General features: G+C 60.6%; 14 protein-coding genes. 12 read left to right on the forward strand and 2 right to left on the reverse strand.

Annotated features, from left to right (window positions below; translation table 11 throughout):
- Nucleotides 1–362: 362 nt before the first annotated feature.
- Entirely contained in the window at nt 363–1,580 is a 1,218-nt protein-coding gene (locus FJ404_07580; GenBank protein ID MBM3822728.1) for a hypothetical protein, read from the reverse strand.
- Nucleotides 1,581–2,342: 762 nt separating this feature from the next.
- On the opposite strand from FJ404_07580, the gene FJ404_07585 reads away from it, so the two are divergent.
- Complete coding sequence (locus FJ404_07585) at nt 2,343–3,875, forward strand: hypothetical protein (protein ID MBM3822729.1); 1,533 nt, start codon at nt 2,343–2,345, stop codon at nt 3,873–3,875.
- 150 nt (nt 3,876–4,025) lie between these two features.
- Here FJ404_07585 and FJ404_07590 read toward each other — a convergent pair whose 3' ends face one another.
- A complete protein-coding gene (locus FJ404_07590) occupies nt 4,026–5,288 on the reverse strand; it encodes a serine/threonine protein kinase (GenBank protein ID MBM3822730.1) in 1,263 nt (420 codons plus the stop codon).
- A 131-nt stretch (nt 5,289–5,419) separates the two neighbouring features.
- Here FJ404_07590 and FJ404_07595 point away from each other — a divergent pair, with 131 nt between their 5' ends.
- From FJ404_07595 to FJ404_07645, 11 genes are all read left to right on the forward strand, one after another.
- Nucleotides 5,420–7,138 carry a hypothetical protein gene (locus FJ404_07595; GenBank protein MBM3822731.1) on the forward strand — a complete coding sequence of 573 codons (1,719 nt, stop codon included), beginning with the start codon at nt 5,420–5,422 and terminating at the stop codon, nt 7,136–7,138.
- Nucleotides 7,135–8,019, forward strand: coding sequence for an inositol monophosphatase (locus FJ404_07600; GenBank protein MBM3822732.1), 885 nt, complete (start codon nt 7,135–7,137; stop codon nt 8,017–8,019). The genes FJ404_07595 and FJ404_07600 overlap by 4 nt, the downstream gene beginning before the upstream one ends.
- Nucleotides 8,020–8,036: 17 nt before the next feature.
- On the forward strand, nt 8,037–8,855 hold the full coding sequence (locus FJ404_07605) for a hypothetical protein (GenBank protein MBM3822733.1): 819 nt from the start codon (nt 8,037–8,039) through the stop codon (nt 8,853–8,855).
- 192 nt (nt 8,856–9,047) lie between these two features.
- Nucleotides 9,048–12,815, forward strand: coding sequence for a hypothetical protein (locus FJ404_07610; protein MBM3822734.1), 3,768 nt, complete (start codon nt 9,048–9,050; stop codon nt 12,813–12,815).
- A 919-nt stretch (nt 12,816–13,734) separates the two neighbouring features.
- Entirely contained in the window at nt 13,735–14,799 is a 1,065-nt protein-coding gene (locus tag FJ404_07615; protein MBM3822735.1) for an SMP-30/gluconolactonase/LRE family protein, read from the forward strand.
- Nucleotides 14,800–14,816: 17 nt separating this feature from the next.
- Complete coding sequence (locus FJ404_07620) at nt 14,817–15,839, forward strand: hypothetical protein (GenBank protein MBM3822736.1); 1,023 nt, start codon at nt 14,817–14,819, stop codon at nt 15,837–15,839.
- A complete protein-coding gene (locus tag FJ404_07625) occupies nt 15,836–16,927 on the forward strand; it encodes a zinc-binding dehydrogenase (protein MBM3822737.1) in 1,092 nt (363 codons plus the stop codon). Before FJ404_07620 ends, FJ404_07625 begins: the two co-directional genes overlap by 4 nt.
- A 6-nt stretch (nt 16,928–16,933) precedes the next feature.
- Nucleotides 16,934–17,878 (forward strand): 2-dehydro-3-deoxygalactonokinase, encoded by a 945-nt coding sequence (locus FJ404_07630; protein ID MBM3822738.1) that lies wholly within the window; start codon nt 16,934–16,936, stop codon nt 17,876–17,878.
- A 22-nt stretch (nt 17,879–17,900) separates the two neighbouring features.
- Nucleotides 17,901–18,539: a bifunctional 4-hydroxy-2-oxoglutarate aldolase/2-dehydro-3-deoxy-phosphogluconate aldolase gene (locus FJ404_07635; protein MBM3822739.1), complete on the forward strand. Its 639-nt coding sequence runs from the start codon at nt 17,901–17,903 to the stop codon at nt 18,537–18,539.
- Nucleotides 18,488–20,131, forward strand: coding sequence for an amidohydrolase (locus FJ404_07640; protein ID MBM3822740.1), 1,644 nt, complete (start codon nt 18,488–18,490; stop codon nt 20,129–20,131). Before FJ404_07635 ends, FJ404_07640 begins: the two co-directional genes overlap by 52 nt.
- A 102-nt stretch (nt 20,132–20,233) precedes the next feature.
- On the forward strand, nt 20,234–21,654 hold a 1,421-nt coding region (locus FJ404_07645), incomplete at its 3' end, for a DUF1549 domain-containing protein (protein MBM3822741.1).

Genomic DNA, 21,654 nt, shown 5'->3' on the forward strand with positions numbered 1-21,654 from the left:
AGAACTCCGCCGGGCCGGGGTGCGGAAGGGTGAGTAACTTCAGCATCCAGTGAGTGGGGAGGGAGCCAGAAACATCCGGTGCATCCGCAAGTTTTCGGGGCGCGCCGTTCACGGCGCTTCCGCTCGCGCCAACCTGCCGCGGCGATCTCCTCCCGCTTCATGGCCCGCTCTTGGTGAATGCCTTCGCCCTGGCGGCACCCTTGCCCGTTGAAGCTCCATGCCCCTTTGAAGACACGCCTTGAAGCGGCGTGAACGCCGCGCCCCGGCGATGCTGCGCGCATCAACGACCACCTGGGGATGCACTGAGAAACACCCGGAAGCGAGTGCAATGGTGTTGGAAGGGAACGACGCCTGTTTGAAAGCTAGTCGCGCCAGAACGTGGATTCGGGCCCGACTTTGTAACGGACGGCCATGGCAGGGGTTTCGATTTTGATCTGGCCTCGATGCAGCGACTCGACTCCGGCGAGGGTCATGCCAGAAGTCAACAGGGTCCGTTCCGGGGGATAGGCAGGCTTTCCTGTGAGAACCAAGTCTTCGATGTGACGGATCAAGGGATGGAAAAAATCCGCGGTGGTTGAACCATGGCCCGGCATGGGGAGGTACATTTGGCAGGACACGATCTCCCCGGTGTCGGCCCGCAGCCCGGCGTAATTGAAGTCCCGGATGGGAGCCAGGACCAGCGTGGTGCGAAATCCATCGCGATGTTCGATGAAGTAGCCGATGCATTCCGGCATGGCTTGGCGCGCCCATTCGAACGAGATGCGGTCGGTATAGAATCCGGTTTCCACCGGCAAATTGTGGCTGCGGGTCAGGGCGGCGACCACGAGTCGCCGGGTGTCCGCATGGTCGGACGAAGCCAGGCGCTCCCACATGGGCGCGCCCTTCAGCGCATGGACGCTGCGGATGCCAACTTCGCCGCCTCGCCTTCGTTCGGACATGCACTGGGCGGTCTCGAGTCCATGGATATCATAACTATCCACCCCGCCATAGGCCACGCAGACGCTTTCCTTCAGCGGGACATTGTGAGGCATGTCGATGGCGGGGAGTCGCCGTGTGACGGGCAGGGATGAACCGGCCAGGAAGGGAATGCGGAGGCGCCGGGCATCGGCGACCATTTCGGCGCATCGCTCCCAGGTGGTGGAGAGATGCTTGTCATTGAAAATGGGCACCGACTTTCCGCTGGCCTCGAAAACCTTGACGCATTCCTTGAACCATTCGTACCTCGGATAAAGCGTCTGGCCCATCGGACTCTTGGGATACTTGCCGTGCTCGGCGATAATGACCACGCCGTCCACCGCGAGCTTTCCGGTGCCCAAAGTGAGGGCCTCCGTGACGGATGGGAAGAGCTTGAGTCCGTGGCGCCGGACTCGGCCGGGGGTGAGGTCTCCTTCCGGGAATTGATCGATGAACACCGAGGCCACATCGACGCGCGGATGCTGCCATCCGCCTCGCCACCCATAACCGTAAGTCAGTCGATCGAGGAAATGTTGGGAATGGGAATGTGTGCGCACCTCGGTGCCCAGGAATGCGACGCGTTTGCGGAGGGAAGATTTGGACGCGGCGCGAAGGGATGGCGCCATGACGAGAGAACCTGCCAGCGCGGTGGCGTGGCCCAGGAAGGATCGGCGTGCAAGAGACATGGGTTCGCGGGGAGTTTATCGAAGTTCACCTTACCCGCGCAATCCGGTCCTACAGAAATCTCAGGCACTGAGCTCAGTGCGCCCCGTCGTCGGCCGTGTATCCCGAATCCGTTCTCGGTAATGTGGCGCAGGCTGCCCATCCTGCCGTATCGCCGACGGCCCGTCTGCCCGGCGAGTGAAGAACGAGGCCCAGCCATGCTCTCCACGCGCTAGCCCGGATAATTCATACTGAGCTTGAATCCGCGACAGTGTGCCGCGTGAGGGCACGCGGCCTACCATCGCGCCTGCCTCTGTGTTTGTAGGCCCGGTGTCCTCACCGGGCGTCCCGTGCATGAATAGGCGGGCTAGTTTCCTTCGTCGCGCCGCAGGCTGGGCAGCCTGCGCCACAGCAGACAGGGCTGTCTGCGTTACCACGACAACCCGGTCACCGGCAACCTTTGGACGCGCCCTGTCGTCGGCACCCTGGACCCAAATCCACGGGTAATACGCTGCAACGCACGGTTTGACTACGCCTGGAGGTGCGATGGACAGGTTCGCATCATCGACATTCCATCGATCATGCCCGCGACAGCGGGCACTTCTAAATCCGCGCATCTTTCAGCCGCGCAAACCACCTTTCGCGTCCCCGCCGGAATTCTTACGCGCGGATTTAGGCTGGAATAAGGCTCTTGACTCCGCGGGAGGCGCACCAAGACTGCGCCGATGCAGCCACCGAAGTTCCTGGCCTTCCTCCTTTTACTTGGATCGATTCTCTGGCACGCCATGCTCAACGCTGCTCCGGCCGGGGGCTCACCTGTCTCTCGCCGCGGACCGGCTCCCCCATGGGTGGCGGGTCTTTCCGTTGAGGAAAAGGCGCAGCAACGCTTTGACCGCGATGGCAACGGATGGCTCAACCTTGAAGAAAGAATGTCCGCCCGGAAGACTCTGAGAGAGGAGGCGGCGGCTCGTCCGCCTTCCGGGCGCCCCACGCCTCGAGCCGGTGCGGAGCCGACCGGGCCGGGTCCGAAGATGGCTCCGTCCGAAGTGGAGACCTATCCGGGTCGCCCGGCGTTCGACCCCGAGATTTTGCGCACTTTTTTCCTCGAGTTCGAGGAGCCGGATTGGGAAAGGGCGCTCACCGAGTTTCGGTATACGGACGTGGATGTGCCGGCGAGGTTGCGGGTGGACGGTCAAGTTTTTGAGCGCGTGGGAGTGCATTGCCGCGGCGCCTCTTCTTTTCTGTTCGTGGCGGAGGGGCGGAAGCGCGCCCTGAATCTGAAACTGGATTTTGTTCAACGCGGCCAGCATTTCGGGGGATACCGGACCTTTAATCTGCTGAATTCGAATGGCGATCCCACCCTTTTGAAAGCGGCCCTCTACTTTCATGCGGCCCGCGCTTATACGGCGGCCCCCAAGGTCTGCTTCGTCAGGCTGGTGATCAACGGCGAATACTGGGGCGTTTATCCGTGTGTGCAGCAGGAGGACAAAGACTTCATCCAGGACTGGTGGAAGACGAAAAAGGGGGCACGCTGGAAAGCCCCCGGCTCTCCCTGGGCCACGGCGGGATTGAATTACCTTGGCGAGAATGTGGAGGCCTATCGCAAGCACTATGAACTGCACAGCAAAGAGAATCCCGAGGCGTGGAAAGCGCTGATCCGGCTTTGCAAAGTGCTGACGGAGACGCCACTGGACCGGTTGGAACGAGAGCTCGAGCCGGTCTTTGACATCGATGCGGCACTCAAGTTCCTGGCGCTCGAGAACGCGTTCATCAATGACGACGGTTATTGGGTCCGATCCAGCGACTACAACTTGTACCTGCGTTCTGACGGGCGGATGGTGATCTATCCTCACGACGGGAACGAGGTCTTCTATGATTTGCCTCCGCATTTGAGAGGCGGGGCGGCGCGAAGCACCCAGTTGGATCCTTTTGCGGGATCGGATGATCCGGACCGAGTGCTATTGAGTCGCATGCTGGCGGTGCCCGCACTGAGGAACAGGTACTTGACTCTGCTCAGAGACATGGCGACCCAATGGCTCGATTGGAAAACGCTGGGTCCACTCGCGCAAAAATACCAGGCCCTGATCGACGCCGTCGTGAAGGCGGACACTCGCAAGCTGGACTCTTACGCTGCGTTTCAAACCCTGGTGGAACGCGACATGGTTCGGGGCACGAACACGGTCATGAGCATCAAGACCTTTGCGGATGAGCGCCGAGCCTTCCTGCTGCAATACCCGGGCCTCAAACCGGCCCCTTGAGTTGACGAGGGGATCCGCTCAGCGGTCCACATTTCGCTGAGTAGGGCGTTACTCCTTTCGCGCCACCCCTGGAAACAACCGGTTTCGGCGCGCAGCGGAGTGCGCGCCCTACCTTTGCCAGTCAGAATGAGAAATGCTGGGATCCGCTGGTCAGGATGGAAAGACCGGAGGAAGTCGGAGCGTGATCCATCGGGGATGATCCACTCCACGGTCCTCGAGCCCTTGGGTCAACTTCCTCGCGGTGCCGGTAGCGCGGTCCAGCACCCAGAGGGAAGGAGGATCGCCCTGGCCGCAACGGCAGAAGGCGACCCACTGGCCATCCGGAGATTCCACCCCGCGGAAATCCCAAACGGCATCGCCTTGCTTCGTCAAGGCGGTTGACTTTCCGCTGAGCGGATCGATCTCAGATAAGAAAGTTCCCCCGCGTGCTTCTGCAGGTTTCCAATCCCGGTTGAAGTGGTCGGTATCGGGCCGGCCCGCTTGAAACTCCCATGGTACTTTGGAGTCGGGAAGTCGTTGCGAAGCCAGCAGCGTTCCCAGGCGGGTCCAGCTTGGAACATTGGATCCGCTGCCTTTGTTGCCTGGGTTTCCATAGCTCGCGGCAAACCACAGCGACTGGCGCTCCGTCAACCGCCGATGCTCGCTGCCGTCAGGACGACTGATCCAGAGATCAGACCAGTCATGGCCCGGATCCTGGCGGAAACGACAATCCTGATAAGCCAGCCAGCGTCCGTCCGGAGACCACATGGGGGCGAAGTAAAGCGCGTCCGGGTGAGCTCGAATGAGCCGGCGATCTCCGCCCTCCGAAGTGCAGGTCCAGATCTGATAACCCTGCGGTCCCGCAATGTGGTAGGCGACGCGCCCTCCATCAGGACTGAGGCTGAAACCATAGGGCAGCCCTTCGCCTGCCTTCGTGAAGGGCAGAGCTTCCGTGCCGTCCAGGTTCATGCTGTAGACTTGGCCGACGCGACCTTTGACGACCTGGACGAGCAGGCGCCGGTCGTTGATCAGCAACTGGGGTGTATAGAACACGGCCATTCTGTCCTGGGTGGCAAGTTCAGCGAGTGTGCCGGTGGACCAATCGTAAGCCCAGAGGTGGGTGGGAGTCTGAGTATAGTATTCGTCGAAGGGACGCCCGGGTCCGTCTCGTCGCGGTTCCATGCTCAACACGAGCATGCGCCGTCCGTCTTGAAACATGGGTCCGGGCTGCCAAGTGGCCTGATTGGGATGATGAAATTCAAGAGGGCGAACCTGGGCGTCGAGGGGATCGACCCAGCAGGTCTTCCCGGCGGAGGTGAAAAGCAGGGATGGACGGAGAACGGATCGATGTTTGAGGTGGGACGCGTTGCGGCATCCTGCGGCGAGCGAGACTGAGAGCGCGCCGGAGCGAAGGAGGAAATCACGACGATGCATGGAGTGCGGGGGCAGGGTGGGTGTTGGGGATCGAGAGGGCGCTGGCTTCGAAGTGTACGATTGAACTTTTCTCGAAGCGAATGGAAAAACCTCTTCAAGCCGGGAGCGCTTTCCCCTAGGCTACGCCGCGATTGGAACACGGCCTGCTCAACGATATTGCCATTTGCATTGTCGTCGCATGGATTCTAGCGGTCGTTGCCCAATGGCTGAGGCAGCCGTTAATTCTCTCTTATCTGGTGGCGGGATTCGCCGTGGGACCGCTGGGATTCGAGTTGGTTTCCGACCAGGCTTCGATCCAGACGATCTCGGAGCTCGGGTTGATTCTGCTCTTGTTCATGATCGGTCTGGAGATCGATTTGAAGAAGATGTTGGGGGCGGGGAAGGTCATCACGTGGACGGGGTTGGCGCAGATTGGAGGAGGCTGCGCCCTGGGAGTCGGTGTATTTGCGGCGGCCGGATTCCCGTTGAAATCAGGCTCGCTTGACGCGCTTTATCTGGCCGTTGCCTCGGCGCTCAGCAGCACGGTCATCGTCGTCAAGATTCTCTACGACAAGCGCGAACTGGACACCTTGCCCGGACGGCTCACCCTGGGGGTGCTGGTGTTGCAGGATTTGTTTGCGATTCTGTTCCTGGCGATTCAGCCGAACCTCAAGGATCCCTCCGTCGGGTTGGTATTGGTCTCGTTTGCGAAGGTGTTAGCGGTGGTGGCGGTAGCCTTTGCCGCCAGCCGCTACGCATTGCCGCCGCTTTTCCGTTCGGTGGCGCGTTTGCCCGAACTGGTGCTGGTCGGGGCGCTGGCCTGGTGCTTTTTGATCGCGGGATTTGCGGGAGTGCTGGGATTGTCGCGTGAAATGGGAGCGCTGATCGCGGGCGTGGCGATTTCCACGTTTCCCTACACGCTGGACGTTTCGGCCAAGGTGACGACGCTGCGCGACTTTTTCGTCACGCTTTTCTTTGTGGCGCTGGGGACCAAGGTTCCTTCACCCACTTGGGATGGATTGGGGTGGGCGGCGTTCCTGGCCTTATTTCTCGTGGCGAGCCGAATTTTCACCGTGTTTCCGGTGCTGTCGATCTTGAAGCTAGGACATCGTGCGAGTCTCCTGCCCGCGATTCATTTGTCCCAGTTGAGCGAGCTGTCCCTGGTCATCCTGGCCTTGGGGGAGAAGGCCGGACACATCCAACCCGCCACGGTTGGCGTGGCCGCCTACGCCTTCATCACGCTGGCGGTGGCCTCGACCTACGCGATGAATCAGTCCGGCGGTCTGCTGCGCGCGATCGTTCCATCCCTTGAGAAGCTGGGCTGGAAGGATCTCGGCGAGCCGGGACCGGATGCCTCGGAGCAGGGGCATGACAGCAAGATTTACTTGCTGGGCTTTTCGTGGACGGCAAGTTCGCTGCTGGAGGAGATGCGCCGGCATCGTCCGGAGTGGGAACGGGACCTGTGTGTGATCGACTTCAATCCTCACGTGCATGAGCAATTGCGGCGACGCCGTATCCGTGTGATCTACGGAGACATCACCCAGCGCGACACCCTGTTGCATGCGGGCTTGGCCTCGGCCGAAATCATCCTTTGCACCTTGCCCAATACGGTGCTGAAAGGGGCGACGAATTTGAAGCTGTTGCAGCAAATCCGCGAATTGAACCCGCAGGCCCGCGTCATGGTGCATGCGGAGTTGTTTGAGGACGTGCCGAAACTTTACGCCTCCGGCGCCAGCTACGTGAGTGTTCCCCGCCTGACTGAAGCTTCGGACCTGCTGCAGATTATCGATGCCGCCCGCAATCGACTGCTCGATGAGCGAAGGGCCGCCCAAGCCGGCGAGCTTTCCGACCGCCAAGAGGTGATCCCATGAATCCATCTTCCCGTCCTGCCCATGAAGCTCGTTTTCTGAAGTCCGCCCTGCGTGAGGCCGAAACGGCCGCCCGGGCGGCGGGGAGCCTGCTGCGGAGGCATTTGCTGGCCGGGAAGAAGGTCCAATCGGCGGTGCAGCACGACATCAAGCTGGAACTGGATGTGCGGTGCCAGCGACTCATCGAAAGGCATTTGCGGCGGGCTTTGCCGGAGGCCGCGATCCTGGGCGAGGAGGAATCATATGGGGATCTCGAGACGGACTGGCGTTGGGTGGTGGACCCGATCGACGGCACGGTCAACTATACTTATGGCATTCCCCACGCCTGCGTTTCGATCGCCTTACAATGCAAGTGGGATCGGCCGCGAGAAGTTCGTGGGGTGCGGGGGCGACCGGGGACGAATGGTCAGTTGGGAGAATATCAGACGCAGGCGGGGCTGGTTTACGATCCGTTTTGTGATGAGTTGTGGACCGCCATCCGGGGAGGGCCTGCCCGGTTGAATGGGCGCGTGATCCGCGCCGGCTCGAGAACGAAGCTGGGAGAGTGCGTGATCGCGATGGGATTTTCGAAGGGAACCACGGCAATTCAAAGGATGCTGCCGGTTTTTCAGCGCCTGCTGCCGCGGGTGCGGAAGATTCGGATGATGGGGGCGGCGGCTCTGGATCTGGCCTACGTTGCGACCGGCCGGCTTGACGCTTACCTGGAGGGTGGGGTGCGGATTTGGGACATCGCGGCGGGAGGATTGCTGGTTGAATGTGCCGGGGGTGAGTTTTGGCGGGAGCCGATCTCGAACGATCACGGCTATCGTGTCCTGGCGGGCAACAGGTCCTTGCGAAGCTCGATTGAACGGGCGGTGGCCCCCCACTGGCCTTGGGATGCTTGAAAGCGGATGAGTCATGTATGAAGTCATGGATGTGGATCGGGGTGATCGCGAGCATGGGTTTGATCGCGGAGGCGGGTACTTTGGCGCGATTTCGAACCCCCCTGGGCGATGTGGACGTCGAGCTTCTGGACGAGGACAAGCCCGTGACGGTGCGGAATTTTTTGACGTATGTTCAGGAAGGGCGGTATCGGGATTCTTTCTTTCATCGCTGGGTCCCCAACTTCGTCGTGCAAGGCGGCGGTTTTATGGTGCGCCATCGGGGAACAACGAACAGTGTGTTTGACTTCGTTCCAACCCTGCCGCCGATTGTGAACGAATACTCCGCGGGCAGGACTTACAGCAACACCTACGGCACCCTCGCGATGGCTCGTGTTGGGGGGCAGACGAATTCCGCAAGCTCGCAGTGGTTTTTCAATCTCAAGCATAATGTTGAATTGGACGGCGTGGACGGTGGTTTTACGGTCTTTGGGAGGGTGATTCGAGGCACGAACGTCTTGAATTTGTTCGTGGCCGCGCCTCCCGCGAACAATGTGTTTCGAGTGAACCTGGGCTCCCCGCTCAATGAACTACCTGTCACTTCGGCGAGGCCGACGATTGGCGATCTGGTCTTTTTCGACGTGACACTCCTGCAGGTTGCGGTTGAGCGGGGATCGGATGGGGGGGCGTCGATCAGTTGGAATGCGGAGTCCAACTTGGTTCACCTCGTCGAATACACGAGGCAATTTCCTCCGGTTTGGACCTCGTTGATTCGCACCAACGGAAACGGGGGCCGAATGACGGCCAAGGATCCGGCCTCCGATCCGCAACGATTCTATCGAGTTCGCAGCGAGCCTTGACCAAGGGTCACACCTCACCATTCAACGATGGCTCCTGCCACACCCGGTTCAGAGAAGCTTTCTCGTTGCCCAGCTTTTCCGGACGGGTAGGCTCACCTCCTTCGGACGCGAGAAGATCCATCCAAGCTTGAGAAAGGCCATTGCCGCCGCGATCTTACGAGAGATCGATGCGGGTCCATTGCCGTTGCCGGAATGAGGCGCGCAGGCGTAGTTTTAACCTGGAACTTGCAGCCGATTTGTGGTTTTTCCGCACCTCAAAGAATGTTCGAATCCTGGAGTCATCTCCGGCCATTGAAGTCGTTGTGCCCGGTTCCGTCCCCGCAGGGTTGGGTGCCGGCAATCTACCTGATCTGCAGATTACTGCTCGCGGTGCTCACCGTCACGCCCCTGGCCCACTCAGCGGGTTACCGCGCCACTCCACTCTTGCCCGCGAGAGGCTCCGGTAAACCCGGATTCACCCAGCTTCCGGCTCAACAACTCGGGATCAATTTCACAAATTATCTTTCCGACAGCCGGGTTCGCAGATTCCAAAACACCATGAACGGGTGTGGTGTCGCGGCAGGAGATTTCGATGGAGATGGCTGGTGCGACCTTTTCTTTTGCAACAAAGACGGCCCCTCGGCCTTGTTCCGTGCCACCGGGGCCGGGAGCTTTACCAATGTCACCGCGCTGACCAGGACTGCGGTCACGAACCAGATCTCCAGCGGCGCGGCCTTCGCGGACCTCAATGGCGATGGGCGCCTGGATCTGTTCATCAGTTCGTTTGGAGGACCCAATGCGTTGTTGATGCAGGGGGCGGACGGTCAGTTCACGGATACCACGGTTGCTGCCGGCCTTGTCGGTCGGACGGGCTCCACTTCGATGGCCATGAGCGACCTGGATGGGGACGGCGACTTGGATCTGTATCTGTGCAACTTCGGAACTCTCTCAATCCTGCGGGATGGAGGGCAGATCTCCACCCGGATGGAGAACGGCAAACCCGTTGTGACCGGAAGGTATGCTGCCAAGATCAAGATCGTCGATGGCAATATCGTGGAGTTCGGCGAGCCGGACGCAGTTTATTGGAATGACGGCTCCGGGCGATTCACGGCGGCGAACTGGGGTGAATCGTTTTTGGATGAGGAGGGCAGGCCCTACTCGGTTCAGCCCGATTTTGGCCTCGCCGTCCAGATCCGTGACACCAATGGGGATGGGCTTCCCGACATCTACGTTTGCAATGACTTTCAAACGCACGATCGCTTTTGGATCAATCAGGGCAAGGGTCGCTTCCAACTTATTCCCCGTGAGGCCTTGAGAAACATGAGCTACGCCTCCATGGGAGTGGACTTCGCAGATCTGGATCGAGACGGTCATCTCGACTTCATTACCGTCGAGATGTTGAGTCTGGATCATCGCTGGCACTTGCGGCAGTCGAGTCCGACACAGCCGTTGAGCCGGATTCCTGGACGCCATGAGATACGGGAGGAGATGCCCAGGAACTGCCTGTATCAAAATCGAGGGGACGGGACCTATGCCGAACTGGGGTTTTTCGGCGGAGTTGCGGCGTCTGACTGGTCCTGGACGCCTGTTTTTCTCGACGTGGATTTCGATGGTTATGAGGATTTGCTGGTCTCGAACGGAAATTTATTTGATGTCAATTCTCGTGACGTGAGTGAGGCCAATGCCCGTATGAAGGCGCAGCAAAAGAATGCCCGGGCAAACCTCGGTGACTACCCGCCCCTGAAAAGCCCGAAGCGGGCTTTTCGGAACAAGGGACAGATGCGATTCGAAGAAGTGGGCGATGCTTGGGGATTTAACTCGACAGACATCGCGCACGGTATGGCGCTCATCGACTTTGACCATGATGGTGACATGGATGTTGTCATGAACGCTATCAACGCCGCTCCTTTGGTTTATCGAAACGACAGCACTGCGCCCCGGGTGGCCGTGCGATTGAAGGGGAAGGCGCCGAACACACAGGGAATCGGTGCACGGATCCGGGTGCTGGGAGGCGCCGTTCCCGTTCAGGAGCAGGAGATCCTGGCTGGCGGTTATTATCTGAGCGGTAGCGAACCGATGCGTTCCTTCGCCGTCGGTTCAAATCCGATGGACCTGACCATCGAGGTGCGATGGAGAAGCGGTGCAAAATCTGTGCTCACCAACGCCATGCCCGGACAAGCCTACGAGATCGACGAAACATCGGCTTCCAGGTCCTCGACCCCAAGCACTCCAACACCTGTTGCTGCACCTTGGTTCGAAAATGCCACTTCGTCCCTGGGCGTTTCTCACTCTCAAACGCCCCATGACGACTTTGCGGCCCAGCCCCTGTTGCCCCGCAAGCTCAGTCAGATGGGACCGGGAATCTGCGCTTGGGATTTCAATCGCGACGGCCACGATGATCTCGCGATCGCCGGCGGGGCAGGCCAGCCGATTGCGATCAGGCTCAATGATGGGCGGGGCGGCTTTGTTCCGATCCGTGGTGAGCTTGCAGCCTTGCCGGATGATGGGACTTGCATCGCGGCATGGACAGACGCTGACGGAACTCCGGGCCTGATCGTGGGAGTGGCCAATCATCGAGTCAGGGATGATGCGCGAGGTGCTGCTCAAACGTGGAAGCTCGGCCAAGGTTCGCCCGTTCCTGCCGCCCCCCTGCCGCCGCTTCCGAACGGGGCTACTCCAGGTTGTTTCGCGATGGGCGATGTTCAAGGCGATGGCTCTCTGGAACTTTTCGTCGGGGCCGCATTTAAGACCACCCGTTATCCAGAACCGGTGTCTTCGGTTCTGTATCGGCGCGCTGGCAACCAGTGGGTGTTCGACGAGGTGTTGAGTGGATCGTTGAAAACGATTGAACGCGCGACGGGAGCCGTGTTCAGCGACCTGGATAATGACGGAGCCTCCGAGTTGGTGGTGGCGTGCGATTGGGGTGCGGTGCGCGTCCTTCGCTTTCAGAATGGAACACTCCACGATGTAACGGATCAGTGGGGCTTGGGACAGGACATCGGATGGTGGTCGGGTGTCGTGGCCGGTGACTGGGATGCAGATGGCCGAATGGACTTGCTGGTGGGCAACTGGGGTTTGAATGGACCCGAGCAGGTCTGGAGCCCGCTCCCGCGCCACGCCCACTTCGGTGACTGGGTCGGCGACGGCACCATTCAGATTTTGGAAACCCTTTTCGATTCGGCACGGAAACTCGAAGTTCCCGCGCGGGACCTGACTCTGTTACGGGCTGCCATTCCCTCGCTGCAAGATCGGATCCAAACCCATGCACAATACTCGGCCATGAGTGCGGGCGAGATCCTTGCGCCCTGGGCTTCGATCAGCCGAAAACTCTCTGTCACAACGCTTGAAACCCGCCTGTGGCTGAATCGAGGCAACCGATTCGTCCCCGGGCTACTTCCTCCCGAAGCCCAACACGCCCCTGTCTATGGCATCGTCGTGGCCGATGCAGATGGTGATGGATGGGAGGATGCATTCCTGGCCCAGAACTGTTTCAGCGTGAGGCCTGAAGCGACACGACTCGATGCAGGCCTCGGACTTTGGCTTCGAGGAGGTCCGGGCGGGAGATTCACTGCGGTTAAACCTGTGCAAAGCGGCGTTCGCCTGTCCGGCGAGCAGCGAGGGTGCGCCTCGGGCGATTTTGATTCGGACGGAAGGACGGACCTCGTTGTGGCGGAGAACGGCGGGCCGGTTCATCTTTTCCTGAATCGAGCGGCTCGCGAGGGCGTGAGAGTGAGCCTTCGTGGATCGGATGCGAACCCTTACGGGATCGGTGCCTCTATTCGATTGCGATTCGAGCATGGATGGGGACCGCTCCGAGAGGTGCTCGGGCCAAGTGGTTACGCTTCCCAGTCCTCACCTGTGCAGGTGATGGCGACACCGACAAGGCCTTTGGAGATCCAGGTTCGGTGGCCTGGCGGTAAAGTGGTCACGAAAAATGTCGAGGCGGGTGTCCGAGAGATCACTGTGCGCGCATCAGATTGAGCGGCTATGGCCTCCGGCCTCTTCGATAGTGATGTTGCATGAACGCATTCGCCTGCGAACAGCCTGTCCCGTGGAAGGTGCGGGAGTTCCAGCGAATCCTGCATGGAGCACGGAAGGACCTCTTCCGGAACGGCACCGCTACGGTCAGAGCTCCCGAGGAACAATCATCGAGATCTCTGTCTCCAATGAACTGCTTCCTCTCCCTGCAAAGGATGAGCGGGGAGAGGACCGAGGAGGGGTAGGCTGAGCATGCCCCTCTCTCCGGCTCTCTCCCCACTCGTGTCTCGCGGGGCGAGAGGGAAGACGGTGTGATGCCCGTGCTCTGAGAGCGGCCTGTAAATGAAGTTACACTCTGCTGGGTCAGACCGGGAGGTCGGATGGCTCCAGATCGCTGCCCCCAGTCCCCAGCGAACTTCCACCCTCAACGTCCTCTCTGCGTCCTTCGCGGCCTCTGCGCGAGGAAAAGCAAGTTGCCTCACCCAAGGTCCGCAACGGCCGCAAAGGAAACGAGGGCACTCTATAACCGGCAAACCTGGAGATGATTCGAGATCTCTGTCACCAGCGAACTCGTCCCCGCGAGTCCGTGACGCCCTGACAGGGCTTCGACGTTCTTGGGAATCGTTGACCCAGGGCGGCGCTCGACGGAGGGCTCGCTTGCCCTGGGCTATCACATCGTGGCCCTTCAGGCCACACCTGGACACCTGCTCCGCAGATGGCTCCGGGGTGGTTGGCATCGAACAATCAAGGATCCCTGCGCACGTCCGGAAACAGGCGCTGGCCGCGAAGCAGATCGTGCTGCCAGCCTGCTCGCCGGAGTTTTTGGGGTTTCCTTCGGGGGGGCGCGGAGATAAGAATGGCGTGTCCCTGAGTCTGGCTTCGTGTTTGTCACGCCGCCGTGGTTCGTGGGATTCAACTCGCCATGAAGATTCGATCGCCACGTTGGTTCGCCCTCGCTGCCCTGTTTTGCGCGGTTCTCCTCGGTCCGGGGTGGGGCGCGGAAAACCCCATTTTTCCCGCGGACGCCAAACTGGAGCATTTGCACACACGCAAGGCAAAGTTGAACAGCGGCTTGACCGAGGGGCCGGCGGTCGCCGCGGATGGCCGCATCTACTTCACCGATATGCCGTTTGGACCGGACAACGGCATGATTTTGATTTTCGATCCGAAGACGCGCGCGGTTTCCGTCTTCACTGAGAACTCCGGGAAATCGAATGGGCTGGCCTTTCTCCACGATGGTTCGATGGTGTCGTGCGATGGTGCCGACGGTGGCGGGCGCAGGTTGATTCGGTGGAATCTGAACACCAAGCAGGGGCTGACCCTTGTGGACAGGTTCGAAGGCAGGCGCTTCAATTCCCCGAACGACCTTTGTGTGGACGCGGCGGGCCGCATCTATTTTTCGGATCCGCGCTATGGTGGCACGGAGCGGCGGGAGATCGAGCGCGAGGCGGTCTATCGATTGGAGACCGATGGACGCGTCATCGAAATCACACGGGAAGTGGAGAAGCCGAACGGCCTTGTCTTGAGCCCTGACGGGCGAACGTTGTACGTGGGGGATCATAACAACGGGGGCAACCGGTTGAGTCCCTCGGATCCCGAACCCAAACGGGGCGCCATGAAAGTGTATGCCTTTCCCTTGGGTGCGGACGGCAAGGTAAGCGGTTCGCGGAAGACCCTGGTGGATTTCGGAAAAGAGAACGGTTGCGATGGCATGACGGTGGACATGTCGGGCCATGTTTATCTGACGTGCCGGAGTCTGGCGCGTCCGGGCATCATGGTGGTTTCCCCGACGGGCCAGGAACTGGCTTTTGTCGAAACGGGACCGCGCAACCAATCGGGTCTCTTTGAGGATTGGAAGGGCATACCAAGCAACGTGGAGTTTGGCATCGGTGAGGATGCGCATTCCCTTTACGTCACGATCGACAAGGGGTTGTACCGGATTCGAACCAAAGTGTTGGGGTTTCATCCTCATTTGGCACGACGCTGAGACCTCACCGCCCGCCTATGATTTTGAATTCAGCGCCCGACGCGGCGGCGAGTCCGAAGGTGGTTGGTCAAGGGGCATTTCGCTTTCGGGTGGAGACAGGGTGGCCTCGTTTGACGGAGGGCCTTTCGTGGCGGGAAGTGCCCGGGGTGGCCTGCGATGCGCAAGATCGAGTTCACCTTTTTTGCCGTGGCGAAACCCCAGTCATGGTTTTCGAGCCAGACGGCACCCTTGCGAAGGCTTGGGGAAGCGGAACGTTTGCCCGGGCGCATGGATTGACGATCGGTCCGGATGGTTCGAGGTATTACGTGGATGATTTGGATCACACGGTGAAAAAGTTCGACGCCGGAGGGGACTGGGTGTTGACCCTGGGGGTGTCTGGAAAACCCAGCGAGACGGGGGCCACCAGTGTGGATTATCGGACCATCCGGCAGGCGGGTCCGCCGTTTCACTACCCGACGAATTTGGCGGTGGGGCCGGATGGGGATTTGTTCGTCGCCGACGGCTATGGGAATGCGCGAGTGCACCGGTTTTCCGCGGACGGGGCATTGAAGCTGTCGTGGGGAGAGCCGGGAACAGGCCCGGGGCAGTTCCATGTTCCGCACGGTATCGCGGTGGACCAGAGGGGGCGGATTTGTGTGGCGGATCGGGAGAACGATCGGCTGCAATGGTTCTCGCCTGAGGGCGAGGTGCTGGAGATTTGGGATGAACTGGCGCGGCCGAGTCAGATGATCTTCGACGCGGAAGGAAACGTGTGGGTGGTGGAGTTGGGTTACCTCGCGGGGCGATGGCCGGGGACGGGAGAGGCTGAGCCGGGCGCGACCGGAGGGCGGGTGAGCGTGTTTGATCCAGGAGGCCGACTGTTGTCCCGCTGGGGTGGGGGGGCTGAGCCTGAGGCGCCGGGCGATTTCTTTGCACCGCACGACCTGGCTTTGGATTCGAAGGGTGATTTGTACGTGGTCGAGGTCGCTTGGTCGGCGGGAGGGAGGAGAGGTATGGTTTCCCCTCAATGCCACGCGGTGCAGAAGTTCATTCGTTTATGAAAGCCTGGAGATTTCACGCGTTTGGAGACATGCGGCTGGATGAGGTGGCTGTGCCCGAGTTGAAGCCGGGCCATGTCCTGGTGGAGCCGTTGTGCGTGCAACCGAGCGTGACGGAGGCGCAGTTGGCCTTTGGCATTCCCACGCTGGCGTATGAGCGCGTGAAGAGACGCCTTGAGACGGAAGCGCCGATTGCATTGTTTGGACACGAATTCTGTGCGCGAGTGTTGGAAACCGGGCCTGGAGTGACGCGATTTCGGCGCGGCGACCGCATTGCCGCCCGCGCAAAACTGCCGTGCGGCCAATGTGGAATGTGCCGGTCCGAACAGGGCAACCGGTGCCGGAGCGGCCCGGTGATCGGATTCGATCTACCCGGGTGTTTCGCGGAGGTCGCCTCTCTGCCGGAGTTGGCATTGGTTCGAGTGGACGACCGGTTGGACAACCGGGAGGCGGCGTGTTTGCAATCGTTGAGTGACAGTGTGGCGGCGGTGGAAACGGCCTCACTGGCCATGGGCGACACGGTGGCGATTTTCGGCCAGGGGAGCATGGGCTTGGAATGCCTCCAAATTGCGCGCCTGAGCGGCGCGGGGCGGATCATCACGGTGGACGTGAGGGACGAGGCCTGCCGGATGTCCGTCGAACTGGGAGCCGATCATGCTTTGAACGCGCGACAAGTTGATGTGGTGGAGGCGATTCGCGAGTTGACCGAGGGGAATGGGGCGGATGTGGTTTTTGAGTGTGCCGGGGGAAGCCCGAAGCAGGGATTGGCTGGAACGGCCACCGTGCGGCAGGCGATGCAGGCGGTCCGGTCGGGAGGGAAGCTGGTGGGGGTGTCGTGGTTCGGAGCGCCCTTTGAGGTGGATATCGATGGGATGCGCGAGCGGAGTTTGCGTTATGTATTTCCCGACATCAGCACGCTGGCTCATTTGGAGCACACGGTGAGGCTGGCCGCGACCGGTCGGGTGCGAATCAAGCCGACGCTCACGCATGCGTTGGAGGGATTGGACAAAGTTCCGGAGGCCTTCACCATCACGGCGAACAAGGGCAAGTACCACGCGATCAATCCGGCCCAGGTCATCCTGAAGCATTGAAGTGGCATGGAATTTTTGAGCTGCGATTGGGGGACCTCCAACTTCCGGCTGCGCTGGACCGGTCGCGGCATGCATCGTGTTTACCATTCCGAGGAAGGCGCGGGCAAAATCGCCGCCGAAGGAGGAGACAGGGCCGCACGGTTCAAGTCGGTGTTGGCGGCGGGGATGGCAAGCGTGGGCGCGCCTCCGGGTTTGCCGGTGGTGATTTCGGGGATGGCGAGTGCTTCGATCGGGTGGAAGGAGTTGCCCTATGCGGGACTGCCGTTCCCACTCGATGGGACCCGGGTATCGTGGCACGAGGTTGAACCGGGAGTATTTCTGATTGGCGGTGTGTGCTCGGACGAGGAGGTGATGCGGGGAGAAGAGACTCAGGCGGTGGGATGGGCGTTCACAGGTGTGGGGAAGGCAAACGAAAGCACCCTTCTGGTCCTGCCGGGCACACATTCAAAGCACCTGTGGGTGGAAGCGGGAAGGGTGACGCATTTTCGAACTTACATGACCGGAGAACTCTTTGATCTGCTGGCGAAGCACAGCGTTTTGAGACACAGTGTGCGTCTCGGCGCGGCGCCCGATGAAGGGGCTTTCCGTGAAGGTGTGGCGAAAGGGGCTGACGCACCGTTGAACGCGGCGCTGTTTCGGGTGCGGACTCGACAAGTCTTGGATCGGGTGGACGCGGGAGTGAACACCTCCTTCCTGAGCGGTCTGTTGATTGGAGCGGAAATGGCGGAAGCCGGGCGCGCCAAAATCCCGGTCGTTGTGGCGTGCGGGGTGGAGATGGGAAAAGCCTATATTTGCGCCGCGGAAAAGTTGAGCTTTGCGGCCCGGGTGAGCTGGACAGAATCGGAAAACTTGTGCGAGCAGGGTCAGCGAAGGATTCTTGAGCTCCTGTTGAACGGCAAAGCTGCAGGTGATGTTGGCGCCGGTCCGCGCGGCGAGAATGCGCGCGTCTGAGAAAAATTGTCCAGGATCGCGCATGGCAACCCGTTTTCAAGAAGCGATGTTTCGCGAGCTTCCCGTGGTGGGTATTCTGCGGGGTTTCGACACATCCGTGGTGGAGCGACTGGCGCGCGCGAGCATTGAGGGCGGGTTGCGCAATTTGGAGATCACGATGAACAGCCAGGGGGCGGAGGAAACCATCCGGATGGCCGTCCATCACTTTGAAGGCCGTTGCAATGTGGGCGCGGGCACGGTGGTGACGATGGACGATTTGGAGAGAGCCTTGTCGGCAGGCGCTGGATTTATTGTGACGCCGGTGGTGGTGCCCGACGTCATTCGTGAGTGCGTCGCCCGGGGAGTTCCGGTCATGCCCGGGGCGCTCACGCCAACGGAAGTTTGGGAGGCCTGGCGGCTCGGGGCGGACTTGGTGAAGATTTTTCCGGCGGATCAATTAGGACCAGCCCATATCAAAGCCTTGAAAGGCCCTTTTCCCAAGATTCCTTTGATGCCCACAGGGGGGGTCACGGTGGAAACATTGCCGGGATTTCGGAAAGCGGGTGCGGATGCCTTTGGGGTGGGGGGGCCGCTCTTCGACGCCACGCGGGCTGAAGCGGAGGATTGGGAATGGTTTCGCGAGCAGGCGCGCCGCTTTGTCCAGGCCTATCAGCAATCATGAAGTTGAAATGGACCAGTTTTGACCCCACGGACGATCCTGATTCCGTCCGGGAAACCGCGTGGCCTGGGGATGCCCGATTGGCGGGGGGTGGACGAGGAGCCCGCGTTTCGCGACGTCGCGGAAGATGTTCATTGGCGTTGCGAACGGGGTTGTCCGCGCTGGTTTTCTCGCTCGCGCTCCTGGCTGCGTCTTCGGGCTGGTCTGGCAAAGCGATGGCCCAAGATTGGAAGTCGTCCGTGATTTCCGAAATGGATCGTGGATCGGCGCCGTTCGATGCGTTGAGCCGGCAGATCTGGAAGCTGGCCGAGCTAAGCTTCGAAGAACACCGTAGCGCATCGTTGTTGGCGGATGTCTTGCGCAAGGCTGGCTTCTCGGTTCAAACCCATTTGGGCGATATGCCCACCGCTTTTGTCGCGACCGCCGGTTCCGGGGGACCCGTGGTGGCCTTTCTGGGAGAGTACGACGCCCTGCCGGGGTTGCAACAAGAGGCCGTGGCTCGCAAGCAACCGACCGGCATGCTGGGAGCCGGGCACGGCTGCGGCCACAATCTGCTCGGCACCGCGGCGGCCTGGGCTGCTATCCAAACTTGGTCAAGCCTCCAAAAAGAGGGGAGGCCCGGCACGGTGAAGTTTTTCGGCTGTCCGGCGGAGGAGAACGGCTGCGGGAAAGTGCATCTGCTGCGCGCCGGGGCTTTTGCCGGAGTGGACGTTGCGCTCACGTGGCATCCGGACGATCGGAACGAGCCGGGCATGCGATCGACCCTGGCGAATGTTGGCGCGGCGGTGCGATACCGAGGGGTATCGGCCCACGCGGCCAAAGCGCCGGAAAAGGGACGTTCTTCGCTCGACGCGATTCAGCTCATGAGCCACGCGGTGGAGTTGCTGCGGGAACATGTTCCGTCCGAGACCCGCATGCATTATTACATTTCTCATGGAGGCACCGCGCCCAACGTGGTTCCGGATTTCGCGGAGTTGAAAATTACGGTGCGCCATCCGGAATCGACCGTACTGCAAAGCGTTTGGAAGAGAGTCTTGAAATGCGCTGAAGCGGGCGCGCTGGCCACGGAAACAAAACTCGAAATTGAGATTCTCGGCGCCCTTTCCAACGTGATCCCGAACGACACACTGGCGAAACTGGCCGAAGTGAATATGCAAACCGTGGGAGGGGTTCGATACGATGCGGAGGAATTACGATTCGCCGAGGCTTTGCGCGAACTCCTGCCTCCCGAAGGCAAGCCTGGTCTCGACTTGGCGGGAAAGGTTTTTCCCATTCAGGATGGTGTGACACCCTGGTCCACAGATGTCGGTGACGTGAGCTGGAATGTGCCGACGGGCGAGATCCGTGCCGCGGCGTTCGCACCGGGAGTCACGCCGCACACCTGGCAGTCCACCGCCTGCTCTGGCATGAGCATCGGGGAGAAAGGCATGAGAGTGGCGGCGAAGACGATGGCCTTGACGGCGCTCGATGTGTTTCGAGAGCCGGGTTTGGTGCAGAACGCGAAGCGCGATCTTCAACGCCGCCTCAACGGTCGAGCCTATGTGTCCATGATTCCAACGGACGCCAAACCGCGCTTGCCAGCCCCTCGTCCGTGAGCTGATCCGGCCTCCATGATTCGCGAGTCCTCCGGCTTTTCCTCGATCGTGGGCTTGCCGATGCGGAGGGAACGGGCCTAAAGTCCCTGTGCCATGACCCCAATGATTGAGGCACGCTGGCCGAGGCTTTACTTCCCGCTGGGGTTGGCTTTGTGGGCCGCTGCGATGCTGGCCGGTAAGGCGTGGGCCGGAGTCGATTTTGCGCGGGATATTCAACCGATCATTTCTTCGAAGTGTTTTCAATGTCACGGTCCTGACGAGTCCTCGAGAAAGGCCAAACTCCGGCTCGACGTCCGAGACGAAGCGATCCAATCGAGGAAGGATGGGACGCAGGCCATCAAGCCTGGAGATCCGGGCGCCAGCACGCTCGTTGCTAGGATCACTTCCCGGGACCCTGATGAGATGATGCCGCCGACCAAGGAGGGGCATCCCCTCTCGGTCGCCGAGGTCGAGTTGCTGAAACAGTGGGTTCAAGCAGGCGCGCCCTACGCGGCTCACTGGGCATTTGTGAAACCGGTCCGCCCCGCCCTGCCCAAAGTGCGTGATGTCCATTGGCCGAAGAACGAGATCGATCATTTTGTTTTGTCGGCGCTCGAAGCGAAAGGGCTGAAACCCGCCCCGCCGGTGGATCGGCACAGCCTGGTTCGGAGGCTGTCCTTGGATCTCACTGGGCTGCCCCCATCACCCGAGTTGGTTCATTCCTTTGTTTCGGACGCGCGGCCCGGCGCGGTGGAACGACTGGTGGACCGTTTGCTGGCATCGCCCGCGTATGGAGAGCGATGGGCTCGCATGTGGATGGACATCGCGCGCTACGCCGATAGCGCGGGATACGGTTCCGATCCGTTGCGGCTCAACGTCTGGCCCTATCGCGACTGGGTCATTCAGGCTTTCAATCGCAATCTTCCTTACGATGTGTTCACCCGGGAGCAACTGGCGGGGGATTTGCTGCCCTCGCCCGGCGAGGACCAGTTCATCGCGACTGCTTTTCATCGCAACACGATGACCAACACGGAAGGCGGCACGGATGACGAGGAATGGCGGGTCGCGGCCGTGAAGGATCGCATTGCGGTAACCGCACAGGCCTGGATGGGCCTCACCCTCGCTTGCGCCCAATGCCACAGTCACAAGTTTGATCCCATCTCCCAGCAGGAGTATTACCGATTCTACGCCCTCTTCAACCAAACCGAGGACAACGACCAACCCGACGAGCGCCCCACGTTGCCCATGTATGACGCCAAGACCAAGCGCCGGTTGCAGGAATTCCATGGTGAAATCGCGAAATGGGAAGTTCGTCTTGCCCAGGATACACCCGGGTTTTTGGACGAATTCCGGAACTGGGTGGCGTCGCGGTCGCAGGGAGAACAATGGGAGACGATCGAGCCTTCAGCCTTAACCTCCGAAAAGGGCACCGTCTTGGCCAGACTCTCCGACGGTTCCATTCTGGCCACCAACGTGGCGGCCACGCGGGAGACTTATTTCGTGAAAACCCGGCTCACGTCCGCCGGTGTGACGGGCGTGCGGTT

The sequence above is a fragment of the Verrucomicrobiota bacterium genome, from assembly GCA_016871495.1.
Lineage (GTDB): Bacteria > Verrucomicrobiota > Verrucomicrobiia > Limisphaerales > VHDF01 > VHDF01.

Bases quoted from the DNA above. Each gene is read 5' to 3' on its own strand.
- FJ404_07630 (MBM3822738.1), top strand. From the start codon at position 16,934: ATGGAATTTTTGAGCTGCGATTGGGGGACCTCCAACTTCCGGCTGCGC.
- FJ404_07580 (MBM3822728.1), bottom strand. From the start codon at position 1,580: ATGGCGCCATCCCTTCGCGCCGCGTCCAAATCTTCCCTCCGCAAACGC.
- FJ404_07585 (MBM3822729.1), top strand. From the start codon at position 2,343: ATGCAGCCACCGAAGTTCCTGGCCTTCCTCCTTTTACTTGGATCGATT.
- FJ404_07625 (MBM3822737.1), top strand. From the start codon at position 15,836: ATGAAAGCCTGGAGATTTCACGCGTTTGGAGACATGCGGCTGGATGAG.
- FJ404_07635 (MBM3822739.1), top strand. From the start codon at position 17,901: ATGGCAACCCGTTTTCAAGAAGCGATGTTTCGCGAGCTTCCCGTGGTG.
- FJ404_07590 (MBM3822730.1), bottom strand. From the start codon at position 5,288: ATGCATCGTCGTGATTTCCTCCTTCGCTCCGGCGCGCTCTCAGTCTCG.
- FJ404_07620 (MBM3822736.1), top strand. From the start codon at position 14,817: ATGATTTTGAATTCAGCGCCCGACGCGGCGGCGAGTCCGAAGGTGGTT.
- FJ404_07610 (MBM3822734.1), top strand. From the start codon at position 9,048: ATGAGGCGCGCAGGCGTAGTTTTAACCTGGAACTTGCAGCCGATTTGT.
- FJ404_07640 (MBM3822740.1), top strand. From the start codon at position 18,488: ATGGTTTCGCGAGCAGGCGCGCCGCTTTGTCCAGGCCTATCAGCAATC.
- FJ404_07615 (MBM3822735.1), top strand. From the start codon at position 13,735: ATGAAGATTCGATCGCCACGTTGGTTCGCCCTCGCTGCCCTGTTTTGC.
- FJ404_07605 (MBM3822733.1), top strand. From the start codon at position 8,037: ATGAAGTCATGGATGTGGATCGGGGTGATCGCGAGCATGGGTTTGATC.
- FJ404_07600 (MBM3822732.1), top strand. From the start codon at position 7,135: ATGAATCCATCTTCCCGTCCTGCCCATGAAGCTCGTTTTCTGAAGTCC.